The organism is Cyclobacteriaceae bacterium (genome assembly GCA_013141055.1).
Lineage (GTDB): Bacteria > Bacteroidota > Bacteroidia > Cytophagales > Cyclobacteriaceae > ELB16-189.
In genome coordinates this window covers 500,271-521,972 of sequence record JABFRS010000002.1, presented here as the reverse complement: position 1 = coordinate 521,972, position 21,702 = coordinate 500,271, and the positions used below count along the sequence as shown (strand labels likewise).

Here is a 21,702-nt window from a genome sequence, read left to right as displayed (position 1 = left end):
GTTTTTAATTGAATCCGACTTTTGCCCTAACTTTCGCCAATACTTCCCTGGCAATCACTCTTGCTCTCTCTTCGCCACTCTCGAGTATCTTATTGAGTTCATCTGTATGAGCCATCAGATATTGGAATGTCTCCCGTTCTTTCTTGTACTTTTCAATCAACACGGTAAGAAGTTCCTGCTTTGCATGTCCGTAGCCAAAATTGCCCGCTAAATATTTCTTACGAAGTTCATCAGTCTGTTCAGCTGTTGCAACAAGCTTATAGATTGCAAATACATTGTCTTTGTCAGGATCCTTTGGCGATTCCATCGGAGTGCTGTCAGTTACGATAGACATCACCTGTTTTTTTAAATCCTTTTCATTCAGAAAGATGTCAATGATGTTGTTATATGATTTACTCATCTTCTGACCATCGACCCCCGGAATAGTCATCACCTGTTCCTCAATCTGAGCTTCCGGGATAACAAACGTTTCACCATACTGATTGTTAAATGCAGAACCAATGTCGCGCGTCATTTCAACGTGCTGCTTCTGGTCCTTTCCAACTGGAACTATATTGGCATCATACAATAAGATATCAGATGCCATCAAAACGGGATATGTAAACAAACCTGCGTTGACGTCTGACAGCCGGTCTGATTTATCTTTAAAAGAATGAGCATTCGACAACATTGGAAAAGGTGTCAAACAACTTAAATACCAGGTCAATTCACATACTTCAGGAATACGGCTTTGACGATAGAGCATGTTCTTCTTTGTATCGAAACCAAAAGCAATCCATGCAGCGGCAACTGCCATTGTATTCCTTTTCCGTAACTCTCCATCTTTGATTGTGGTTAAAGAATGAAGGTCGGCAATGAAGAAGAGCGAATCGTTTCCGCTCTTGTTTGAGAGTTTGATGGCAGGAATGATCGCCCCCAAAAGATTCCCCAGGTGAGGAAGTCCACTGCTTTGAATACCTGTCAGAATTCTTGCCATAAATGTAAATGTAGGCAGCAAAAGTAAAGGTTTCGTGCATATTAATGCAAAAACCAATGCTTAGTCCATTAATAAACCCAAGCCTTGGGTGCACTGGCATATCTATTGTGTACGTTAACAAAATGGGTTAGTGATTCCCCAAATCTTTATAATAATTTTGCGCCATGAAGAAGTTGTTGATAATAGTCTTTGCGATAATATGCTTTGAGGGGAATACCCAACAAGTAGAGCAAATCATATTTCGTGAAAAGCTCTTTGATTTCGGGGATGTCGATGAAACCAAGGGAAGTGTCAATCACGAATTTGTGTTTACCAACAACAGTGGTAAATCAATAAAGATAATTTCCGTAGATGCTTCATGTGGATGCACAACTCCAGGCTGGTCACAAAACTCCATTGCACAAGGCGCAACAGGATTCATTAAGGCAAGCTTTGATCCAAAAGGACGACCAGGATATTTCAACAAAACATTATCAGTCAGAACAAGTTTGGATAACAATCCGGTTATACTTCAGATAAAAGGACAGGTGGTAGACGGGAAGCCTGAAACGGTAACCGATTTTCATGTGGATGATGGTAATCTGTATTTTAAAGCCAAGTCTTTCAGCTTTGGAACGGTTTACATCAACCGTCCTTCAGAGCAAAAACAGTTTCCTGTCATGAACGGAGGAACAGTTCCTATTAAATTCATTTCAGTTTCAGCACCTTCCTATATGAAAGTTGAAATGCCAGCAGAACTTGCTCCCCAGGAGAAAGGATTCATTAAGATTTCCTATGATGGAAAAAAGAAGAATCAGTTTGGTTTTGCTTCTGACAATATCCAGATCACAACAGATGACCATGGATATGAGGCGAAGTCATTTTCAGTTTTTGCTTCTCTTGAAGAGTATTACGTAAGTCCTGTAGGAGCGGAGGCGACTCAGGTTCCAACGTTGTTCATGAAGGAGCAGAGCATTGATCTTGGAAGCTTTCGTTCTGGTAGGCCTGTCAACACATCCATGGTTGTAATTAATACGGGAAAAAAAGATTTGACAATCAAGTCCCTGCAGGGAAATTGTTCTTGTATTACTGCTGAGACAGAGAAGAATGTTGTTAAGCCAGGAGATTCCACTACGCTTAAGATTTCATTTACTCCTCAAAAAAGAGGAGGTACTCAACAAAAAGCTATCACTGTCTATTCAGATGATCCGAGAAATCCGATCCAAAGACTTTTGGTTCAGGCTTTCATCGAAGAAGATTAAATCAGTTTTTTTAGTGACGCAACGATTTTTTCCGCAGCGTTGCCGTGGCCATAAAGAGGTTCTCCTTTGATTATTCTGTCCTTGTTTTTATTAAATATTGAGAGAATCTTTTGATCATCAGCTCCGGCAAGTTCATTAGCTCCGGCCTCGATTAATTCGACCCATTCCGTTTGATCGCGAAGGGTAATACAGAATTTATTAAAAAAATAAGCTTCCTTTTGAAGTCCGCCACTATCAGTTAACACTAAACGGCAATTGTCCAGAAGTGAAAGCATGTCGAAGTAACCTACTGGGTCAATGATCTTTACATCAAGATTTATATTTAAAGATTTGAGAAAACTTTTTGTTCGAGGATGAAGCGGCATTACTACTGGCACCGTCTTGTGAATTTCATTCAGAGCCCTGCAAATGCTTTTAAGTCTTTCAGGATCATTGGTGTTTTCTGCGCGATGCAGTGTTACCAATGCAAATCCATTTTCTTTTAATGATTCTTTCTTAACGACAGTAGAGTTTTCCTTTGCCTTTTGTTTATAAAACATAACGGCATCATACATAACATCTCCTGGCTGCTCAATGAGCGAACCGAAACCTTTATATCCTTCTTTAACCAGATTATTCACAGCTGTGGCAGTAGGGCAGAAGAGCCATCTGCTGATACGATCAGTGAGAATGCGATTAACTTCTTCTGGCATGTTCATATCAAAACTTCTAAGTCCCGCTTCCACGTGAGCGATGGGAATATGAATCTTTGAAGCTGCCAAAGCTCCGGCAAGAGTTGAATTGGTATCGCCGTAGACCAGCACTGCATTTGGTTTTTCAGAAATCAATACCTCTTCGATCTTTTCCAGCATCCGTCCAGTCATGGCACCATGCCCAAGGCTATTAATCTCAAGATGATAGTTGGGTGTTGGAATGTCCATTTCTTTAAAAAAGACATCAGACATATTAGCGTCGAAGTGCTGACCGGTGTGAACAATGATTTCGTTAACGGAAGATTTTTTGCACTCGCGTGAAACGGTAGCCGCCTTTATAAATTGAGGGCGCGCTCCAATGATGGTTACAATTTTCATTATTAACTAAATGCAGGTATCCCGGTTATCTCATTCCCCAAAATCAATAAATGAATGTCATGAGTTCCTTCATAGGTAACAACCGACTCAAGATTCATCATATGTCTCATAATTGAAAATTCCCCAGTAATTCCCATTCCACCATGGATCTGTCTTGCCTCCCGTGCAATCTCTAAAGCAATCTGAACATTATTTCTCTTTGCCATGGATATTTGAGGGGTCGTTCCTTTGCCCTCATTCATTAACACACCAAGTCTCCATGTTAGTAATTGTGCCATGGTTATTTTGGTAAGCATCTCCGACAATTTTTTCTGAACCAGTTGAAAGGATGCAATTGGTTTTCCAAACTGAATTCTTTCAATAGCATAACGTCTTGCTGAGTCATAACAATCCATTGCCGCACCTAACGCGCCCCATGCAATTCCATAACGGGCAGAATCAAGGCACATCAAGGGTGCTCCCAAACCATTTTTATTTGGTAATAGATTTTCTTTAGGAACTTTTACATTATCAAATACAAGTTCACCCGTAGTGCTTGCTCTTAGCGACCACTTGCCATGTGTTTCAGGAGTGCTGAAGCCTGGCATTCCTCTTTCCACTACCAGTCCATGAATTCTTCCTTTTTCATCTTTTGCCCAAACAACAGCAAGATCTGCCTTTGGTGAATTGGAGATCCACATCTTAGCGCCATTCAATAAATAATGATCGCCCATGTCTTTGAAATTGGTCACCATGCCACTGGGATTCGATCCATGATCCGGTTCAGTTAATCCAAAACATCCAAGCCATTCGCCTGAAGCAAGTTTTGGCAAATATTTTTTACGCTGAGCTTCGTTACCAAATTTATAAATAGGATACATCACCAGTGAACCTTGAACAGAAGCGGTAGACCTCATCCCTGAGTCACCTCGTTCAATTTCCTGCATGAGAATTCCATAAGAGATATAATCAAGACCACCGCCACCGTACTCTGTCGGAATGGTAGGACCAAAGGCACCGATCTCACCAAACTTCCTTACGATCTCGTACGGAAAGTGAGCCCTTTGTGCCCAGTCTTCAATGAAGGGAGATATTTCACGCTTAACGAAATCGCGTATAGAACTTCGTATCAGCTTATGTTCCTCCGTGAGCAAATCATCGATTTTGTAGAAGTCAGGATGTTCGTAAGCATCTTGCTTGAGCGATTTTTTGGCTTTGGATGAGGGCGCAGCGGAGGTTGACATACTATTTGTAATTTTGATCCAAATTTAAACCAATTGAATGGATTCTCCACTTGATCCGAAGCTTCAGGAACAGTTGTTAAAACTACAGCAGAAGTATGCTGTTATGGGTCAGGATCTGTCATCCTATCTTGACGGATTGCTCCATTCTGATTACCTCACCTATTGGGATTATATTCATCTCGATACATTGCTGAGCCTTCAGAATCCTAAAACGCAATTTCCTGATGAACGGGTTTTTATCACCTATCATCAGATCACTGAATTGTATTTCAATCTTGTCCTGTGGGAGATTGAACAAATTGTTTCCAGAGAAACGATCGATAATAAGTTCTTTGTCGAGCGACTTGGAAGGATGATTCGCTACTTCAGAAATCTTACAGACTCTTTTGATATTATGATCGATGGAATGGAACGTGATCAGTTTCTGAAATTCAGAATGTCATTGCTTCCTGCCAGCGGATTTCAATCAGCGCAATACCGATTGATCGAGATTTGCTCTACGGACCTTATCAATCTTGTTGATATTCAACATAGGGAAGCCCTGGGTGAATATGGAGACATTGGTCAGCAGGTCGAAAAACTTTATTGGAGAAGTGGTGCTACCGAGTTGTCTTCCGGGAAGAAAACACTTACCCTTCAGCAGTTCGAGGAAAAATACATGAAAGAATTCCGCGATACGGCTATGAAGCATCGTGATAAAAACCTTCGTAAGATATTTCATAAGAATTTTGAGACAGATCAGGAAGTAATTGCAAAGCTTCGGGAATTTGATCTCTTGGCAAATGTATTCTGGCCTTTATCTCATTTACGATCTGCTGGGCGTTACTTGCATAAAGACCCGGAGGATATCAAAGCAACAGGTGGTACGAACTGGCAAAAATACCTTCCCCCGCGTTTTCAAAAGATCATGTTCTTTCCAGAATTGTGGTCTGCTCAGGAAAAGGCCGAATGGGGTAAACCGGGGGTGGAGAAAGCATTGTTTCCTGCCTGAAATCCCATTTTTTTAGTAGATTTACTGCTCAAATCCCTTTTGTGAGAAAGTTTGGTTGGTTGGCGGCCGTAATCATTTTTCCCTTGCTGGGACAGGCTCAGTCTGTTACCCGGTATGTGTATTATGACGCTGCAAAAAAGAACATCAAAGAGATCTATCAGGTAAGAGATACTATTCAAAATATCTTACAAGGCCGATACATTTCCTATTTCCTTAATGGCAACATGGACTCAAAAGGCCAGTTCATGAATAACGAAACAACCGGCCTCTGGGAATTTTACTACGAGACTGGAAATCCAAGAATGAAAGGTATTCTTCGGCAAGGTTCCAATTATGGAACATGGGAATACTTTTTTGAGAATGGCGTAAAAAGTATGGAAGGAACTGTGAGCGGAAGGAACAGAGAAGGTGAATGGAAGATTTACTATGAAAGTGGTGAACTGAAAGAGAAGGGAGATTTCGTTGCGGATAAACGTTCAGGACTTTGGGATACTTATTTTGAAGATGGAACGCGAAGGGGAGAGATTGAATATGTCGATGACCATGGTCGATTTACAGAATACTATCATTCAGGGAAAATATTTGCTGAAGGTCCAAGATCGGGAGCAAAGAATGTTGGTCATTGGCGCTACTTTGCTGAAGATGGCACTTTACAAAGTGAAGGTGATTACGTCAATGGAAAGAAGAGCGGTGAGTGGAAACATTACTACGCCACCGGAAAGGTATCTTCAGCCGGATTTTATGAAAATGATGAATCGGTAGGTCAATGGAAATATTATTTTGAGGACGGAACTGTAAGTTCAACCGGGGAATTCATCAAGGGAATGAAGAATGGTTACTGGAGCACTTTCTCTCGTGATGGTTCTATTAAAAGTGAGATCACTTATCTGAATGGTACCGGAGATTATCGTGAATACTATCCCGACAAAAAATTAAAAGCAAAAGGTCAGATCGTTAAAGGAACCTATGATGGAAAATGGCAATACTTTTCTTCTGACGGAAAGCTCGAGGGTGAATGTGATTTTGTAAATGGCAAAGGTCTTTACAAAGGATATTATCCTAGCGGCACTCTTCAGACAAAGGGAATGATGGAAGATGATCTGAGAGTTGGTACATGGGAATTGTATGAGCAGGACGGAACGCTTTCAGGATATTATAAGCCATTTTACGAAAACAATCAGTTGGCTTCTGAAATCAATGCGTTAATCAATAAGACCAAAAATGCACCGCAGCCTATAAACCGTAACGCCAGAAAACAGGGTTTTTACTACTTCCAACCACGTTTTCCTGAGTATCACAGTGTAATCATTGCCGGCAACCCAATGCTTTCATTCATTGGAAGAATGCCGTTGGCAATTGAGTTTTACAACGAGCAGCGCCTGGGTCATGAATTTGAATTTGAAGGAATCAGGTCACCCTTCTTTACTTCTGATTCTGAAGTACCGGCTGGTAAGACTTTTCAACGAGGCTACTCTATTGCGCTAAAGCAAAAATTCTATAATACCATCAACACTGGAATGTGGTACTTCGGTCATGAAGTAAGGTTCACTAATATTGGATATTTTAACAATATGACCTTTTCAGGATCACCCAATAATATCATCACCGCCAGTGCATCGGAGCAACGTGCTGAGTATGGTGTGATGATCGGGACCCGACTCATGCAGAAGAATGATGGTGATGGCTTCACAATTGATGCGGTAGTGGGTTATAATATTGGCTATAGAATGTTTGATGTGGAGCCGGTATTTCAGGAGGTTTTTAGTGGATTAAATCACAATGCATTTTCTCAAAGTGTCCGGTTCGGTTTGAACTTTGGATACTCATTCTCTTTTGACGGCAGGCGATAGACCTGCTGTAGTTATTTATTGAATCGTTTAAAGGATAACACCTTTCATGATGCAGCAGCAAGTTGAGTTGATATTGTCCCCACAGGAGGCCTTCGATCCTGAACTTTTTCAGAAGACTATTCTTGATCGTCTGAAGCTTTCACCTGAAGGAGATAAATCATTTAAGCTTATCAGAAGATCCATTGACGCCCGTAGCAGAAATGCAGTGGTTAAAATTCTTGTGGAAGTAATTTCCAAAGAAGATGTTAGTAAGTCCATTGCTTATCAGAAGAATTATCCCGATGTATCAGGATCAAAACAGGTAATTATTGTAGGAGCGGGTCCTGCGGGTTTATTCGCTGCGCTAAGATTGATGGAATCAGGCATCAAGCCCATAGTGCTTGAAAGAGGGAAAGATGTTCAAACCAGAAGAAGAGACATTGCAGCGATTAATAAAGAGCATATTGTTAATCCGGAATCTAACTATTGTTTTGGTGAAGGAGGAGCAGGAACTTATTCTGACGGAAAACTTTATACCCGATCAACAAAGCGGGGTGATGTGAGAAAGGTTCTTGAGATGCTTGTGCTCCATGGAGCCACTGAAGAAATACTCTACGATGCTCATCCTCACATTGGTACAAATAAGCTGCCGCAGGTTGTAAAGGAACTTCGTAATACGATCCTTCAGGCAGGTGGTGAAATACGATTTGATACCAGAGTGACAGATCTTGTCATTTCCTCCAGCGAGATTAAAGGCATTGTTACCGCAGGTGGCGAAACGATTCCAGGTGAAGGAGTAATTCTTGCTACAGGTCATTCTTCTCGGGATATTTTTGAGCTGCTTCATCACCATAAAATTCTGATTGAAGCCAAACCTTTTGCATTGGGAGTGAGAGCCGAACACCCTCAGCAATTGATTGACAAAGTGCAATATCACTGTGATGTTGACAGAGGACCCTATCTTCCGGCATCTTCTTATTCATTGGTTCATCAGGTAAAGACAGGCAATCAACAGACAGGCGTATTTTCTTTTTGTATGTGTCCGGGAGGATTTATTGTTCCTGCTGCCACTGCCCCTGGCGAAATTGTTGTGAATGGAATGAGTCCATCGCGAAGGGATTCCAAATTTGCCAATTCAGGAATTGTGGTAGCTGTTGAAACTTCAAATTTTAAAGGCTTTGAAAAGTTTGGTCCGCTGGCCGGATTATATTTTCAAAAAGAGATTGAGCAGAAAGCCTGTACGATGGCAGGCAGCAAGCAATATGCTCCCGCTCAGAGATTGATCGATTTTGTGGAGAATAGATCCTCTTCAACATTACCTGAAACTTCCTATCAGCCAGGATTGGTGTCAGCACCAGTCGGAGAAATTTTTCCAAAGTTCATCACCGAAAGCTTACGCCAGGGATTCAAAAATTTTGGCGAAAAAATGAAGGGATATCTTACCAATGACGCTCAGGTAGTAGGAGTGGAAAGCAGAACATCATCACCGGTACGCATTCCACGCGATAGAGAAAGCCTTGAGCACCCACAGATCAAAAGATTGTTCCCGTGTGGTGAAGGAGCAGGGTATGCTGGTGGCATAGTTTCTGCAGCGCTGGATGGAGAGCGTTGTGCTGAAGCTATCAGTAAAATGATCCAATGATTTGGAACTTAATTAGGCCAATTTTTTTTTTAAACAGTAGATGAAGAAGACAGTAATCATAGGAGCAACCAGTAATCCATCACGCTATGCCTACATTGCCGCTGAAAACCTTAAGCGCTATGGACATACAATTGTTCCTCTAAGTATCAAGAAGGGTGAAGTTCTTGGTAATCAGATACTTGATCTGAGAGCAAAGCCTGAAATTAAGGATGTGGATACAATTACACTTTATATCGGTCCTCGCAACCAGCCAGAGTGGTACGACTACATTTTGAGTTTGAAACCGTCTCGCGTGATATTCAATCCTGGAACTGAGAACGATGAGTTCATTAAGAAAGTAAATGACTCTGGTGCTGAGGCGCTGGAGGCATGTACGCTGGTAATGTTGCGCACCGGACAATACTAGAGGGTTTCTTTTTCAATTAATACTTCACCACTGCGCTAAGAAATACAATCTTCCACTTTCCATCCTTATCTTTTTCAAGCACGCGGGTCTCAGAAGTTTGTTCTATGTCAATGCCATCAGTTGCCTTTTGAATGAAGCGTACATAAGCGCCTTTGTTATAGATCCTTACTTCAAGCCAGACTCTTTCTATTTTTGATTTTGATGGCTTTGCTGTTTTGAAGTACTCATTAAAATTCTCCATGATCTTTTCTGTGCCCTCAACGAAGCTTCCACTGGTGGAATCAGCATACGACCAATAAGCATAAGGAGCTTTGAGCCAGGTGCCCTCCCAGTTTTTCTTATCTACAGCAAAAAATGATGTTGTTTCTTTTTCGATAACTGCTTTAACAGCGGAAGATTCATCCTGAGCAAAGGAGTTGAAAGAAAAGCCCGCACAGGCAGTTAGTATTGTAAGGAGCAATTTTACCATAGCTTCAGATATTCAAGCAGATAATGAAATTTAGACCAAAATGGCCGAATAATTACTTTTTAGAAGTGATTTCTTCCGAAGATATTCTCAGGTAAAGTCAAAGGAAGTATCAATTGAAGAACTATTTTAGCAATCATTAAATCAATCCATCATGGCCAGCGATAAAAAACTCATTAGCATCAAGGATCTTTCTGTTAAACCTGAAACAAACATTCGGCTAAAGGACTATGACACCGGCTATACTGGAAAAAGTCTCAACAAGGAAGATGCTGAGAAACTTCTTGCCATCAGTCGCAGTGAGTTATCCAAGATTCAGGATGAACTTTATGCGCATAATCGTTATTCAGTATTGATCATTTTTCAAGCGATGGATGCTGCCGGCAAGGATGGAGCCGTAAAGCATATCATGTCAGGATTCAATCCATTGGGTGTGAAGGTTTACAGTTTCAAAGCACCTACATCTCACGAACTGGATCATAATTATTTCTGGAGACATGAGATGGCGCTGCCTGCCAGGGGAGAGATAGCGATTCACAATCGTTCACATTATGAAAATGTACTGGTGACGCGTGTTCATCCGGAGTTTGTTCTGAATGAAAATATACCAGGAATCGATTCCATAAAGAAGATCGATAAGCAATTCTGGAAACAACGCTTCAAACAGATCAGAAGATTTGAGAAGAATCTGACGGATAATGGTACCATCATTTTAAAGTTCTTCCTCAACGTTTCCAAGAAGGAGCAAAAGAAGAGATTCCTCGATCGCATTGATGATTCAAGCAAAAACTGGAAATTCTCTCTTGCGGATCTTAAAGAAAGAGGCTTCTGGGACGACTATCAGAAAGCATATGAGGAAGCGATCAGCGCGACATCAACAAAGGATGCTCCATGGTTTGTCATTCCTGCCGATGATAAGTGGTATGCCCGTCTGGCCATCGCTACCGTCATTCATGAACAGTTTGAAAAGCTTGAATTGAACTACCCGGTTGTGAGTGAAGCACAGCACGCCGAGCTTCAGAAAGCCAAGCAAAAACTTCTGAGTGAAGAGCCGGCAAAGAGTAAGAAAAAAGCTTCCAAAAAAACTAAAAAATAGGCCTCTTTAAAGGCTGGTTTAAGGCTTTCTAAACCAGCCTGAAAATTGAATTCATTTACCTGAATAATATTTTGATTTTTTAGGTATAAAATGCAGTTTTTGCCGTCAAAAAGCCTTATTTTTGCCTTTTGTAAAACATCCAAATGAGCGAACAAAAGGCAAAGAAGGCATCTGATTATTCAGCCAATAATATCCAGGTTTTAGAAGGTTTAGAAGCGGTTCGGAAAAGACCCGCTATGTACATCGGCGACGTGAGTGTAAAAGGCCTCCATCACCTTGTTTGGGAAGTCGTTGATAACTCCATTGATGAGGCCATGGCCGGGTATTGCGATGAGATCAAAGTCACAGTCAATACCGATAATTCCATTACAGTCGAGGATAACGGACGTGGAATTCCTACCGACATGATGGAAAAAGAGAAGCGCTCTGCTCTCGAAGTTGTAATGACTGTCCTTCACGCCGGCGGTAAATTTGATAAAGACACTTACAAAGTTTCAGGAGGATTGCATGGTGTTGGGGTTTCATGCGTGAATGCGCTATCTGAAACTCTGAAAGCCACGGTTTATCGCGATGGAAAAATTGCTGAACAGCATTTCAGAAGAGGAATCCCTCAAGCACCGGTTAAGTTTATCGGTGAATCCGAGAGAAGAGGAACAACCATTGATTTTAAGCCTGACTTCGAGATATTTCCTGTTCTTGAATACAACTACGTAACCATTTCCACTCGTCTCCGTGAGCTTTCCTTCCTTAATCCAGGGATCAAAATAACACTTTCTGATCTGCGTGAGTTAGACGAAAAGGGCGCTCCACGAAGTGATGTCTTCTTTTCAGAAGGCGGGCTGCGAGAAATGGTTCTCTACATGGATTCAACGCGTGAGAAACTTATTTCTGAACCAATCTATGTTGAAAGTAGCGAAGGATCGATTCCTGTTCAGGTAGCGATGAGCTATAATACTTCATTCAGCGAGAATCTGATGTCGTATGTTAACAATATCAATACACATGAAGGCGGAACACACGTTGCAGGTTTCAGAAGAGCTCTAACCAGAACGTTAAAAGCCTATGCCGACAAATCTGGATTGCTGGAGAAGGCAAAGATTGAAATTGCTGGTGATGACTTTCGTGAAGGCTTAACAGCAGTAGTATCTGTTAAAGTTGCGGAGCCTCAGTTTGAAGGACAAACCAAGACCAAGCTCGGTAACTCTGATGTAATGGGTGCAGTAGATCAGGCGGTGGGAGAGGCTTTGCAGAATTTTCTGGAAGAACATCCCAAGGAAGCCCGTCTGATTGTCAATAAGGTTATTCTGGCCGCTCAGGCTCGTCATGCTGCCCGTAAGGCGCGCGAAATGGTTCAGCGCAAGAACGTGCTCAGCGGAACCGGTTTGCCAGGTAAACTTGCAGATTGCGCCAGCGCTGATCCTGCGATTTGTGAATTGTATCTTGTTGAAGGTGATTCTGCCGGTGGTTCTGCCAAGCAGGGCAGGAACCGTCACTTCCAGGCCATTCTTCCTCTCCGTGGTAAGATTCTCAACGTAGAGAAAGCACAGGAGCACAGGATTTATGAGAATGAAGAAATCAAGAACATGATTACGGCAATGGGTGTCAGCTTTGGAACAGTTGACGATGCCAAGGCATTAAATCTGAACAAGCTACGTTATCATAAGATTATCATTATGACCGATGCGGATGTTGATGGAAGTCATATCCGTACCTTGATCCTCACATTCTTTTTCCGCTATATGAAGGATTTGATTGAACAGGGATACGTCTACATTGCTTTGCCGCCACTGTATCTGTTAAAGCGCGGAAAAGAAGAACGCTATTGCTGGACAGAGGAGGAGCGCGATGCTATCATCAAGGATCTCGCCCGTGATGGAAAAGAAGATGCGGTTAACATCCAACGTTATAAAGGATTAGGTGAAATGAATCCTGAACAATTGTGGACCACTACCATGGACCCGGACAAGCGCACGCTGAAGTTAGTTGGGATAGAGTCTGCTGCTGAGGCGGATCATTTATTCTCTATGCTAATGGGTGACGAAGTAGCGCCGCGTCGTGAGTTCATTGAGAAGAATGCCAAGTATGCAAAAATAGATATCTGATAGAGTTGTCAAATATGGAAGGCAAAGGAGAATCGCTGACCCTCCCGGTCAACGCTCCACAGCAAATTGAGGAGAGTAATTACATTAGTCGTGATCTTAGCTGGTTGCAATTCAACTATCGCGTGCTTGATCAGGCTCGTCATATTGATCGGAGTATATTCGATCGACTGAAGTTCTTTGCTATCACTGCCTCCAATCTGGATGAGTTTTGCACCATTCGTTTAGGAAGTCTTTACAATTATCTGGATTTCGGGAAAGAGCGATTTGATTACAGTGGACTTCGTGAAGCACCCTTCAGAACATTACTGTTACAGGAGATTCAGAAGTTCATCCATACTCAGCACGAATATTATTTACAAAAGCTGAAGCCCCAGTTTGAAAAGAATGGCTTCAAAATCTGTGATTACGAATCACTTGCCGCTCAGGATAAAAATCGTGTAGACCAGTATTTCCAGCGAACGATCTATCCGATGCTGACGCCGATGATGTTTGATAGCTATCACACATTCCCAACATTAAAAAACAACCGACTACTGATCGGAGTGGTTACAAAAGCAGTAGGTGATTCAGTTCAGCATCAGAAAGCTTCCTTTATACAGATCCCTAGTAATATCCAGCGATTCTTTGAGATATTACAGATGGATGAAACGATTGCCTTCATTCCTATTGAAGACATTATCAAGCATAATGTTCATCATCTCTTTAGAAATGTGGAGGTACTAAGTGTAAATCTTTTCCGCATTAACCGGAATGGTGATTTTACGCTTGAGGAAAGTGAAGATATTGAATCGAATTTCCTTGAAGAGTTAAAAAGAAAACTACAGACACGCCGTACGGGAAGAGTCGTGCGCCTGGACATGCTCGAAGGAGCTGATCCATGGATGATTCGCCTTCTTAAAATACAATGGGACCTTGAAGAGCTCAATATCTTCCCGGTGCCAAAAGAGAGTTTGCTGGATCTTTCCGGCCTCAACCAAATCATTGGACATAAGGCGTTTGCGGATAAGCGGGCAGCCTCAAAAGCAAGCACCCGTCCATCCATCAGGGCTGTTACCTATCCGGAGATGGGGCAACGTGACCTGTTCGAAGTGTTGAAAGACCGGGACATTCTTTTACATCATCCATATGATTCAATGGATCCTGTAATTGAGCTTCTGGAGAAAGCAGCAGACGATCCATGGGTACTTTCCATCAAGATCACCATCTACCGTTTGGCAAAGGAATCACGTGTGAGTGCAGCGCTATTGAAGGCCGCTGAAAATGGCAAGCACGTTTCTGTTCTCTTTGAAGTAAAAGCACGCTTTGACGAAGAGAACAATTTGCGTGAGGCGCAAAAGCTTCAAAAGTCGGGATGTTTTGTGATCTATGGATTTGGCGCTCTAAAAACTCATACGAAATTATTGCTGATCGTACGAAGAGAACCGGATGATCGCGTTTACAGATACGTTCACATCTCCAGCGGTAATTATAATGAAGCAACAGCACGTCTTTACACAGACATTGGTCTGCTGACAACACGTGAAACGTATGGCGTAGACGTCTCTGAATTTTTCAACGTAATCACAGGACATTCTCAACCGTCGCTTTACCGTAATCTGATTACTTCACCAAGGGATATGAGAAATCAACTCTGTGCTTTGGTAAGAAAGGAAGCGGAGAATTCCAGAAATGGATTGCCATCAGGAATTGTAATCAAGCTGAACTCCATTCAGGATAAGGAATTCATCGATGCATTATATGAAGCGAGTCAGGCGGGTGTAAAGATCAAGCTTATTGTTCGTGGAATGTGTTGCCTTCGTCCCGGAAGAAAAGGACTGAGCGACAATATTGAGGTTATTTCTATTGTTGGTGAATATCTTGAGCATTCACGTATTTATTATTTTCACAATGCAGGCAATCCGAATGTTTACTTCGGAAGTGCAGATGCAATGGTGAGAAGCTTTGATCGACGCATCGAGTCTTTGGTATTACTTGAACAAGAAATGCTGAAGAAGCAGGTGATGAATATCCTTCGATATAATTTACGTGACAACGTAAATTCATATTCAATGAAGGAGGATGGCAGCTACACAATTAAAGAACAGAATGGTGAAGCTCCGTTTAATATCCATGAAGAGTTCTACCACATCACGAAAGAGATCATCGAAGACGTTAAGCTCTTCTGATTTCTAATTAACTCTTGTTGTCTTGTTGCCTTTCGACTGATCTTCAGTATTGACGAACTGTACTTTCCTGTGCTTTTGATTCTTCTCATAGAGATCCAGGAGAATACCATCTTTTAATCCTACTTCCGGAACGAGTATATTTTTTGAATTGGCCCATTCCATCACTTTGATATAAATGTCGCTGGCTGGAACAATGACATCAGCACGATCCGGGTTCATCTGCAGTTTGTAAATGCGCTCGTCCATGGAATGGCGCTCAACCATCTTCTTGATCTCCTTTACTTTCTTAAGAGTCATGGTCTTTCCGGCTTTGATTCGCGCCAGTTCAAATATCTTACTGATGTTTCCTCCTGTACCAACAGCTGTAATGGCACCATATTCTTTCTTTGAATGCTCTTTGATCCATTTTTCCATATCCACCCACATGGTAGGAGAGTCGTGATGTTCTAATACACGTACCGAGCCGATTTTGAATGATTTCGTTTTGATTTTCTTGCCACCCGCAAAAAGATTGAGCTCTGTACTTCCGCCCCCTACATCAATGTGCAGATACGTCTTGTCGGACAGGTAAGATGAGATCGCTTTGTTGATCAGATCGGCTTCCACTTTGCCATCAATAATATTGATTGTAATGCCAAGGTCTTTCTTTATCTGTTTAACAAGCTCTGAACCATTCTCAGATTCACGCATCGCGGACGTAGCGCAGAACATGAAATCGTCAACCTCGTAAAGTTCCAGCATAAGCTTGTAAGTCTTCATCAGCTTACTGAACTTCTCAATGCTCTTATTGCTGATGCGATTGGTTCCAAATACATCATGCCCTAACCGAAGTGGAAATCGAATGTATTCCAGTTTCTTGAACATCACTTTATTGTCATGCTCAAGCACGCTGGATACCTGAAAACGAATCGCATTGGAACCTATATCAATCGCTGCTAGTTTCATATATGAGTAAGCTTGCAAAGTAAGGCCTTAATATCTTTAATAGATGAATGAATTGTTATAAAATCTCCGTTCATCCTTCATTTTTAGCTACTTATTGATTTTCTTTGCAGGGCTTATCCAGAAAGACCGAGGGACAGGGCCCTATGAAGTCTTAGCAACCTTGCCAATAACATGGTGCTAACTCCCTTTCTGCCACGTGGCGGATGAAGATAGGCGGCCCACCAACAAGGCTCTTTCTGGATAAGCATGGATTAAACCACGGAAAGAGTGAAAATTGAAGACATCTTAAAGGAACGTATCATGATCCTGGACGGGGCCATGGGTACGATGATTCAAAGGCATAAGCTTGAGGAAGAGGACTTTAGAGGCGAACGCTTTAAGGATCACAAGCATCCCCTTAAGGGCAATAATGATCTTTTATCCATTACAAGACCTGATATCATAAAGGATATTCACGCACAGTATTATGCTGCTGGTGCTGACATTGCCGAAACCAATACTTTCAGCGGAACAACCATTGCTCAGGCCGATTACTACCTGGAGCACATTATCTATGAGTTGAATTATCAATCGGCTAAAATCGCTAAAGAAGTTGCTGATGAATTCACCAAACGTGAACCCCACAAACCGCGCTTTGTAGCCGGTGCCGTTGGACCCACCAATCGTACTTTATCATTATCCCCAAATGTGAATGATCCTGGCTTTCGTGCAGTGACGTTCGATCAACTCAAAGTTGCCTACAAAGAGCAGGTGAAAGGTCTCATGGATGGTGGTGCGGATCTTATATTAGTGGAAACCATTTTCGATACCCTGAATGCTAAAGCAGCGCTCTTCGGAATTCAGGAATTGTTCGATGAACTCGGGAAATCTCTTCCAATCATGGTATCGGGAACGATCACAGACGCGAGTGGAAGAACTCTTTCCGGACAAACAACAGAGGCTTTTTTAATATCCGTTTCTCACGTTCCATTGCTTAGTGTTGGTCTTAACTGTGCCTTGGGAGCAAGACAGTTACGTCCTTACCTTCAAGTATTGAATGAGCATGCTCCTTTCTTTGTGAGCGCTTATCCCAATGCTGGTCTGCCAAATGAATTTGGACAATATGACGAAGGTCCTGATGAAATGGGTGAGCAGATTGAAGAATTCCTGAAAGAGGGATTAGTGAATATTCTTGGTGGATGCTGTGGCACAACCCCAGATCATATTAAAGCAATTGCAACGCTTGCTGCAAAGTATAAACCAAGGGAGGTAGCAGTTCATGCCTGATAATTTCTTAAAGCTTAGCGGACTTGAAGCAGTCACGGTTACGCCTGCGTCTAATTTTATCAATATTGGTGAAAGGACAAACGTAACAGGATCTGCAAAATTCCTGAAACTCATCAAAGAAGACAAGTATGATGAGGCATTGTCGGTCGCGCTGGATCAGGTGCGTGGTGGTGCTCAGGTCATTGATGTGAACATGGACGAGGGTATGCTCGACTCTGAGTTTGCCATGGTTAAGTTCCTGAATCTCATGGCATCAGAACCAGAGATATCAAGGATACCAGTAATGGTCGATTCATCCAAGTGGAATGTCATTGAAGCAGGACTTAAATGTCTGCAGGGAAAAAGTATTGTTAATTCCATCAGCTTAAAAGGAGGAGAGGAAGAGTTTATCCGTCAGGCGAAATTGGTGAAGCGCTACGGTGCTGCGTCTGTTGTCATGGCATTTGATGAACAAGGCCAGGCAGATACTTATCAAAGACGAATTGAAATCTGTAAAAGAGCCTATGATATCCTTACCCAAAAGGTAAATTTCCCCCCTCAGGATATAATCTTTGATCCCAATATCTTCCCCGTAGCAACCGGTATTGATGAACACCGTAACTACGCTCTTGATTTCTTCAAAGCAACCCGATGGATCAGGGAAAATCTCCCTCACGCACATGTAAGCGGTGGTGTAAGTAACGTCTCATTCAGCTTCCGCGGAAATCAGTTGGTTCGCGAGGCCATGCATTCCGTATTCCTTTATTATGCAATTAAGGATGGAATGGACATGGGAATTGTAAATCCATCCATGCTTGCGGTGTATGATGATATTCCAAAAGATCTTCTTGAACGTGTTGAAGACGTACTTTTAAATCGTCGTGAAGATTCAACAGAACGTTTGCTTGAATTTGCTGAGACAGTCAAAGGATCTGCCAAGAAGAAGGAGCAGGATGATGAGTGGAGGCAGGGAACCGTGGAAGAAAGAATAACACATTCCCTTGTAAGAGGAATCATTGAGCACATTGATACCGATATTGAAGAAGTGCGGCATAAGTTTGAAAAACCATTGCACGTGATCGAAGGTCCTTTAATGGTAGGAATGAATGTTGTCGGAGATTTGTTTGGCGCTGGAAAGATGTTCTTGCCACAGGTAGTAAAGAGTGCGCGTGTGATGAAAAAAGCCGTGGCTTACCTCACGCCTTATCTGGAAGAAGAAAAGATACGTAGCGGACAGGTTGGAAAACCTGCCGCCAAGATACTCATGGCCACTGTAAAGGGTGACGTTCATGATATTGGAAAGAACATTGTAGGGGTCGTGCTCTCCTGTAATAATTATGATGTAGTAGACCTGGGTGTTATGGTTCCTACAGAAAAGATCATTGAAGCAGCCAAGCGCGAGAAAGTAGATATCGTTGGGTTGAGCGGACTAATCACTCCGTCTTTGGATGAAATGGTGCATGTTGCCAAGGAAATGCAGCGTGAAGGATTAACACTTCCTTTATTGATTGGAGGAGCAACAACATCGAGAATACACACTGCGGTTAAGATTGATCCCGTGTACGATGGGCCTGTAGTCTATGTTCTGGATGCATCCCGTTCAGTACCGGTTGCCAGTGAATTTATCAATCCTGACACAAGAAAGAGCTTTAAGACCCGTATGAAAGCTGAGTATGATCAACTTCGCAAGGATCATGCAAGTCGCCAGCAGGACAAGAATTATATTTCATTGATTGAAGCACGCAGGAATAAAGTGAAGATTGATTGGAATGCCTTCCAGCCAACCGAACCTATTTTCATTGGTAGAAAGACATTCAATAATTATCCTTTGGAGGAAATCAGAAAGTATATTGACTGGACTCCGTTCTTTCAGACCTGGATGCTCTTTGGTCGCTATCCGGATATTTTTAAAGATGATAAGGTTGGGGTAGAAGCCAGGAAACTGTATGATGATGCGCAGATCATGCTTGACAAGATCGTTGCTGGCAGGAAATTACAATGCAATGGTGTGATTGCCTTTTATCCGGCGCAGGCAACAGATACGGACGATGTTACCCTCTATAAAGACAAGGAATTTAAATCAGAACTGACGACGTTACATTTCCTTCGCCAGCAAAATAAAAAGGCGGCAAATCTTCCGAATTTTTGCCTGTCGGATTTCGTCGCCCCTAAAGCATCAGGTAAGAAGGATTACATTGGGATGTTTGCTGTTACAGCGGGTGGTACCATTGAAAAATTGATTGCCGAGTACAAGGCAAAGCAGGATGACTACAATGAGATTCTTGTAAAGTCATTGGCAGATCGCCTGGCAGAAGCTTTCGCTGAACTAATGCATGAGAAAGTCCGCAAGGAATTCTGGGGATATGCCAAGCATGAGAGTCTGCCGATGGAAGATGTGATAAAAGAAAAATATGAGGGAATTCGTCCTGCGCCTGGTTATCCTGCATGTCCTGATCATACAGAGAAGCGCACGATATTCGATTTGCTCCAGGCAGAGAAGGAAGCAGGAATTACGTTAACAGAGTCTTTTGCCATGTATCCTGTTTCTGCCGTTAGCGGTTATTACTTTTCACATCCTGATTCGGTTTATTTTGGCTTGGGTAAGATCGAAAAAGATCAGGTGAAAGAATATGCAAGTCGCAAGAAAATGGACCTCGAAGTAGTGGAGAAATGGTTGTCGCCAAATCTTTCTTATAGTTAAGTGTAGACGTGTAGAGGTGTTGACGTGGAAAAGTGGAATGGGTGTTGATGTGTAGAAGTGTTGACGTGTAAAAGCGTAAGGGTGGCTGGTTAAGTCGTCAGGTATTCGGGAGTGATTTTATTTGAGAGGAATTTGTTGTTTTTAGATTTTAGCGGAAAAGCTGAAACTAGGAATGAGTAAAGTACAAAGGTTTGAAGATTTAATATGTTGGCAAGAGGCACGAGCGCTTGTTAAATTGGTTTATACCTATTCAAATAAAGGAGCGTTTACGAGGGATTTTGATATGAAGAGTCAGATTAGGAGAGCTTCAATTTCTATCATGAGCAATATCACCGAGGGGTTTGGTCGAGGTTCACAAAAGGATTTCAAAAGATTCTTAGAGTATTCATTTACATCCGCAAATGAAGTCAAAAGTATATGCTATGCTGCAGTCGATGTTAATTATTGGTCGGAAGGAGAAGCAAAAGAAATTCAGGATAAGTCAGAACATGTCAAAGCTCTGACTTTAGGCCTGATTCGCCATCTCAATCGTAACCTGTCACCTCATTCTTAATTCTTCCAAGCCTCTACACGTCTACACGTCAACACCTCTACACGTTCCCCAATGAAAGTCATAGATCATATAAAAAAGGCCAACGGCAAGACTCTCTTCAGCATCGAGATTCTTCCACCGTTAAAAGGTGAAAACATCAAGACCTTGTTTGATAACATGGATCCTTTAATGGAATTCAAACCGCCATTCATTGATGTTACATATCACCGCGAAGAATACGTTTATAAAAAAAAGGAGGGAGGACTGTTGGAAAAGAGTTCTACCCGTAAACGTCCGGGGACTGTTGGTATTTGCGCTGCCCTTCAAAATCACTATAAGGTTGATACAGTGCCCCACATAATCTGTGGTGGATTTACACGGGAAGAAACAGAAAATGCTCTCATCGACCTCCAATTCCTTGGGATCGATAACGTTCTTGCTTTGCAGGGAGATGCTATAAAAACGGAACCACGGTTTGTTCCCAATCCCGATGGGCATAAATATGCTTCTGATTTATTAGGGCAGATCGTCAATATGAATGGTGGGAAATTTCTGGATGAAGACCTTGAGAATGCATCTCCTACCAACTTCTGTATTGGTGTGGCTGGCTATCCCGAAAAACACTTTTCAGCACCCAACCTTAAAATGGATCTCAAGTATCTTAAGATGAAAGTAGACATGGGTGCAGAGTACATTGTCACCCAGATGTTTTTTGATAACAAGAAATACTTTGACTTTGTTGAAAAATGCCGTGAAGCTGGAATTATGGTGCCGATCATTCCAGGTATCAAGCCAATCACTACCAAAGCACAATCAAATATTCTCCCTACCATTTTCCATATTGACCTTCCGGAAGCATTATCAGAAGAAGTGGATAAGTGCAAGGATAATGCAGCGGTGAAGCAGGTAGGAATAGAGTGGACCGTTCAGCAGTCAAAGGAACTGATGAAGTTCGGCGTACCAACATTGCATTACTACTCAATGGGCAAATCCGACCCGATCTATAAAATAGCAAAGCAGTTATTCTGAATGTGTTGATAATAAAAAAAGCCATCCGGGTTTCGGATGGCTT

General features: G+C 42.1%; 17 protein-coding genes and 1 riboswitch. Of the genes, 12 read left to right on the top strand and 5 right to left on the bottom strand.

All coding sequences use genetic code 11. From position 1 onward, the window contains the following. Positions 1–4: 4 nt before the first annotated feature. The gene (trpS, locus tag HOP08_16795) at positions 5–976 is read right to left on the bottom strand and encodes a tryptophan--tRNA ligase (protein NOT76589.1); all 972 of its coding nucleotides are present in this window, start codon (positions 974–976) and stop codon (positions 5–7) included. Positions 977–1,140: 164 nt separating this feature from the next. Between trpS and HOP08_16790 the strand changes: the two genes are divergently transcribed. Further along, positions 1,141–2,217, top strand: coding sequence for a DUF1573 domain-containing protein (locus HOP08_16790; GenBank protein ID NOT76588.1), 1,077 nt, complete (start codon positions 1,141–1,143; stop codon positions 2,215–2,217). Here HOP08_16790 and wecB read toward each other — a convergent pair. Together wecB and HOP08_16780 are read right to left on the bottom strand one after the other, a co-directional pair. Then, entirely contained in the window at positions 2,214–3,287 is a 1,074-nt protein-coding gene (gene wecB / locus HOP08_16785; GenBank protein ID NOT76587.1) for a UDP-N-acetylglucosamine 2-epimerase (non-hydrolyzing), read from the bottom strand. The two genes, HOP08_16790 and wecB, sit on opposite strands and share 4 nt — an antisense overlap. Positions 3,288–3,289: 2 nt before the next feature. Beyond that, positions 3,290–4,510, bottom strand: coding sequence for an acyl-CoA dehydrogenase (locus tag HOP08_16780; GenBank protein NOT76586.1), 1,221 nt, complete (start codon positions 4,508–4,510; stop codon positions 3,290–3,292). A 37-nt stretch (positions 4,511–4,547) separates the two neighbouring features. Here HOP08_16780 and HOP08_16775 point away from each other — a divergent pair, with 37 nt between their 5' ends. The 4 genes from HOP08_16775 to HOP08_16760 are packed head-to-tail and all read left to right on the top strand — an operon-like array spanning position 4,548 to position 9,378. Then, the gene (locus tag HOP08_16775; protein ID NOT76585.1) at positions 4,548–5,501 is read left to right on the top strand and encodes a tryptophan 2,3-dioxygenase; all 954 of its coding nucleotides are present in this window, start codon (positions 4,548–4,550) and stop codon (positions 5,499–5,501) included. A 41-nt stretch (positions 5,502–5,542) separates the two neighbouring features. Continuing rightward, the gene (locus HOP08_16770; GenBank protein ID NOT76584.1) at positions 5,543–7,351 is read left to right on the top strand and encodes a toxin-antitoxin system YwqK family antitoxin; all 1,809 of its coding nucleotides are present in this window, start codon (positions 5,543–5,545) and stop codon (positions 7,349–7,351) included. 49 nt (positions 7,352–7,400) lie between these two features. Continuing rightward, positions 7,401–8,972, top strand: coding sequence for an FAD-binding protein (locus HOP08_16765; protein ID NOT76583.1), 1,572 nt, complete (start codon positions 7,401–7,403; stop codon positions 8,970–8,972). Between the two features lie 40 nt (positions 8,973–9,012). Beyond that, positions 9,013–9,378, top strand: coding sequence for a CoA-binding protein (locus tag HOP08_16760; GenBank protein ID NOT76582.1), 366 nt, complete (start codon positions 9,013–9,015; stop codon positions 9,376–9,378). A 16-nt stretch (positions 9,379–9,394) separates the two neighbouring features. Here HOP08_16760 and HOP08_16755 read toward each other — a convergent pair whose 3' ends face one another. Continuing rightward, entirely contained in the window at positions 9,395–9,847 is a 453-nt protein-coding gene (locus tag HOP08_16755; GenBank protein ID NOT76581.1) for a hypothetical protein, read from the bottom strand. A gap of 151 nt (positions 9,848–9,998) precedes the next feature. On the opposite strand from HOP08_16755, the gene HOP08_16750 reads away from it, so the two are divergent. The 3 genes from HOP08_16750 to ppk1 all read left to right on the top strand — a co-directional run bounded on the left by HOP08_16750 (position 9,999) and on the right by ppk1 (position 15,207). Next, positions 9,999–10,940 (top strand): polyphosphate kinase 2 family protein, encoded by a 942-nt coding sequence (locus tag HOP08_16750; protein NOT76580.1) that lies wholly within the window; start codon positions 9,999–10,001, stop codon positions 10,938–10,940. Between the two features lie 143 nt (positions 10,941–11,083). Continuing rightward, complete coding sequence (gene gyrB, locus HOP08_16745; GenBank protein ID NOT76579.1) at positions 11,084–13,042, top strand: DNA topoisomerase (ATP-hydrolyzing) subunit B; 1,959 nt, start codon at positions 11,084–11,086, stop codon at positions 13,040–13,042. Positions 13,043–13,056: 14 nt separating this feature from the next. Continuing rightward, positions 13,057–15,207, top strand: a complete 2,151-nt coding sequence (gene ppk1 / locus HOP08_16740) for a polyphosphate kinase 1 (GenBank protein ID NOT76578.1) — start codon at positions 13,057–13,059, stop codon at positions 15,205–15,207. 3 nt (positions 15,208–15,210) lie between these two features. On the opposite strand, the gene HOP08_16735 is transcribed toward ppk1, so the two are convergent. Beyond that, positions 15,211–16,152, bottom strand: coding sequence for a phosphatase (locus HOP08_16735; GenBank protein ID NOT76577.1), 942 nt, complete (start codon positions 16,150–16,152; stop codon positions 15,211–15,213). Between the two features lie 110 nt (positions 16,153–16,262). Next, positions 16,263–16,368, top strand: a riboswitch (SAM riboswitch). A gap of 84 nt (positions 16,369–16,452) precedes the next feature. On the opposite strand from HOP08_16735, the gene HOP08_16730 reads away from it, so the two are divergent. The 4 genes from HOP08_16730 (at position 16,453) to metF (ending at position 21,659) form a co-directional block, all read left to right on the top strand. After that, positions 16,453–17,418, top strand: coding sequence for a 5-methyltetrahydrofolate--homocysteine methyltransferase (locus HOP08_16730; protein NOT76576.1), 966 nt, complete (start codon positions 16,453–16,455; stop codon positions 17,416–17,418). Continuing rightward, the gene (metH, locus tag HOP08_16725; protein NOT76575.1) at positions 17,411–20,098 is read left to right on the top strand and encodes a methionine synthase; all 2,688 of its coding nucleotides are present in this window, start codon (positions 17,411–17,413) and stop codon (positions 20,096–20,098) included. The genes HOP08_16730 and metH overlap by 8 nt, the downstream gene beginning before the upstream one ends. Positions 20,099–20,270: 172 nt before the next feature. Then, on the top strand, positions 20,271–20,651 hold the full coding sequence (locus HOP08_16720; protein NOT76574.1) for a four helix bundle protein: 381 nt from the start codon (positions 20,271–20,273) through the stop codon (positions 20,649–20,651). A 51-nt stretch (positions 20,652–20,702) separates the two neighbouring features. Continuing rightward, positions 20,703–21,659 (top strand): methylenetetrahydrofolate reductase [NAD(P)H], encoded by a 957-nt coding sequence (metF, locus tag HOP08_16715; GenBank protein NOT76573.1) that lies wholly within the window; start codon positions 20,703–20,705, stop codon positions 21,657–21,659. Positions 21,660–21,702: the final 43 nt, after the last annotated feature.

Bases quoted from the DNA above. Each gene is read 5' to 3' on its own strand.
- wecB (NOT76587.1), bottom strand. From the start codon at position 3,287: ATGAAAATTGTAACCATCATTGGAGCGCGCCCTCAATTTATAAAGGCG.
- HOP08_16760 (NOT76582.1), top strand. From the start codon at position 9,013: ATGAAGAAGACAGTAATCATAGGAGCAACCAGTAATCCATCACGCTAT.
- HOP08_16780 (NOT76586.1), bottom strand. From the start codon at position 4,510: ATGTCAACCTCCGCTGCGCCCTCATCCAAAGCCAAAAAATCGCTCAAG.
- HOP08_16755 (NOT76581.1), bottom strand. From the start codon at position 9,847: ATGGTAAAATTGCTCCTTACAATACTAACTGCCTGTGCGGGCTTTTCT.
- ppk1 (NOT76578.1), top strand. From the start codon at position 13,057: ATGGAAGGCAAAGGAGAATCGCTGACCCTCCCGGTCAACGCTCCACAG.
- HOP08_16765 (NOT76583.1), top strand. From the start codon at position 7,401: ATGCAGCAGCAAGTTGAGTTGATATTGTCCCCACAGGAGGCCTTCGAT.
- metF (NOT76573.1), top strand. From the start codon at position 20,703: ATGAAAGTCATAGATCATATAAAAAAGGCCAACGGCAAGACTCTCTTC.
- HOP08_16750 (NOT76580.1), top strand. From the start codon at position 9,999: ATGGCCAGCGATAAAAAACTCATTAGCATCAAGGATCTTTCTGTTAAA.
- HOP08_16735 (NOT76577.1), bottom strand. From the start codon at position 16,152: ATGAAACTAGCAGCGATTGATATAGGTTCCAATGCGATTCGTTTTCAG.
- HOP08_16790 (NOT76588.1), top strand. From the start codon at position 1,141: ATGAAGAAGTTGTTGATAATAGTCTTTGCGATAATATGCTTTGAGGGG.
- HOP08_16720 (NOT76574.1), top strand. From the start codon at position 20,271: ATGAGTAAAGTACAAAGGTTTGAAGATTTAATATGTTGGCAAGAGGCA.
- trpS (NOT76589.1), bottom strand. From the start codon at position 976: ATGGCAAGAATTCTGACAGGTATTCAAAGCAGTGGACTTCCTCACCTG.
- HOP08_16730 (NOT76576.1), top strand. From the start codon at position 16,453: ATGATCCTGGACGGGGCCATGGGTACGATGATTCAAAGGCATAAGCTT.
- gyrB (NOT76579.1), top strand. From the start codon at position 11,084: ATGAGCGAACAAAAGGCAAAGAAGGCATCTGATTATTCAGCCAATAAT.
- HOP08_16775 (NOT76585.1), top strand. From the start codon at position 4,548: ATGGATTCTCCACTTGATCCGAAGCTTCAGGAACAGTTGTTAAAACTA.
- metH (NOT76575.1), top strand. From the start codon at position 17,411: ATGCCTGATAATTTCTTAAAGCTTAGCGGACTTGAAGCAGTCACGGTT.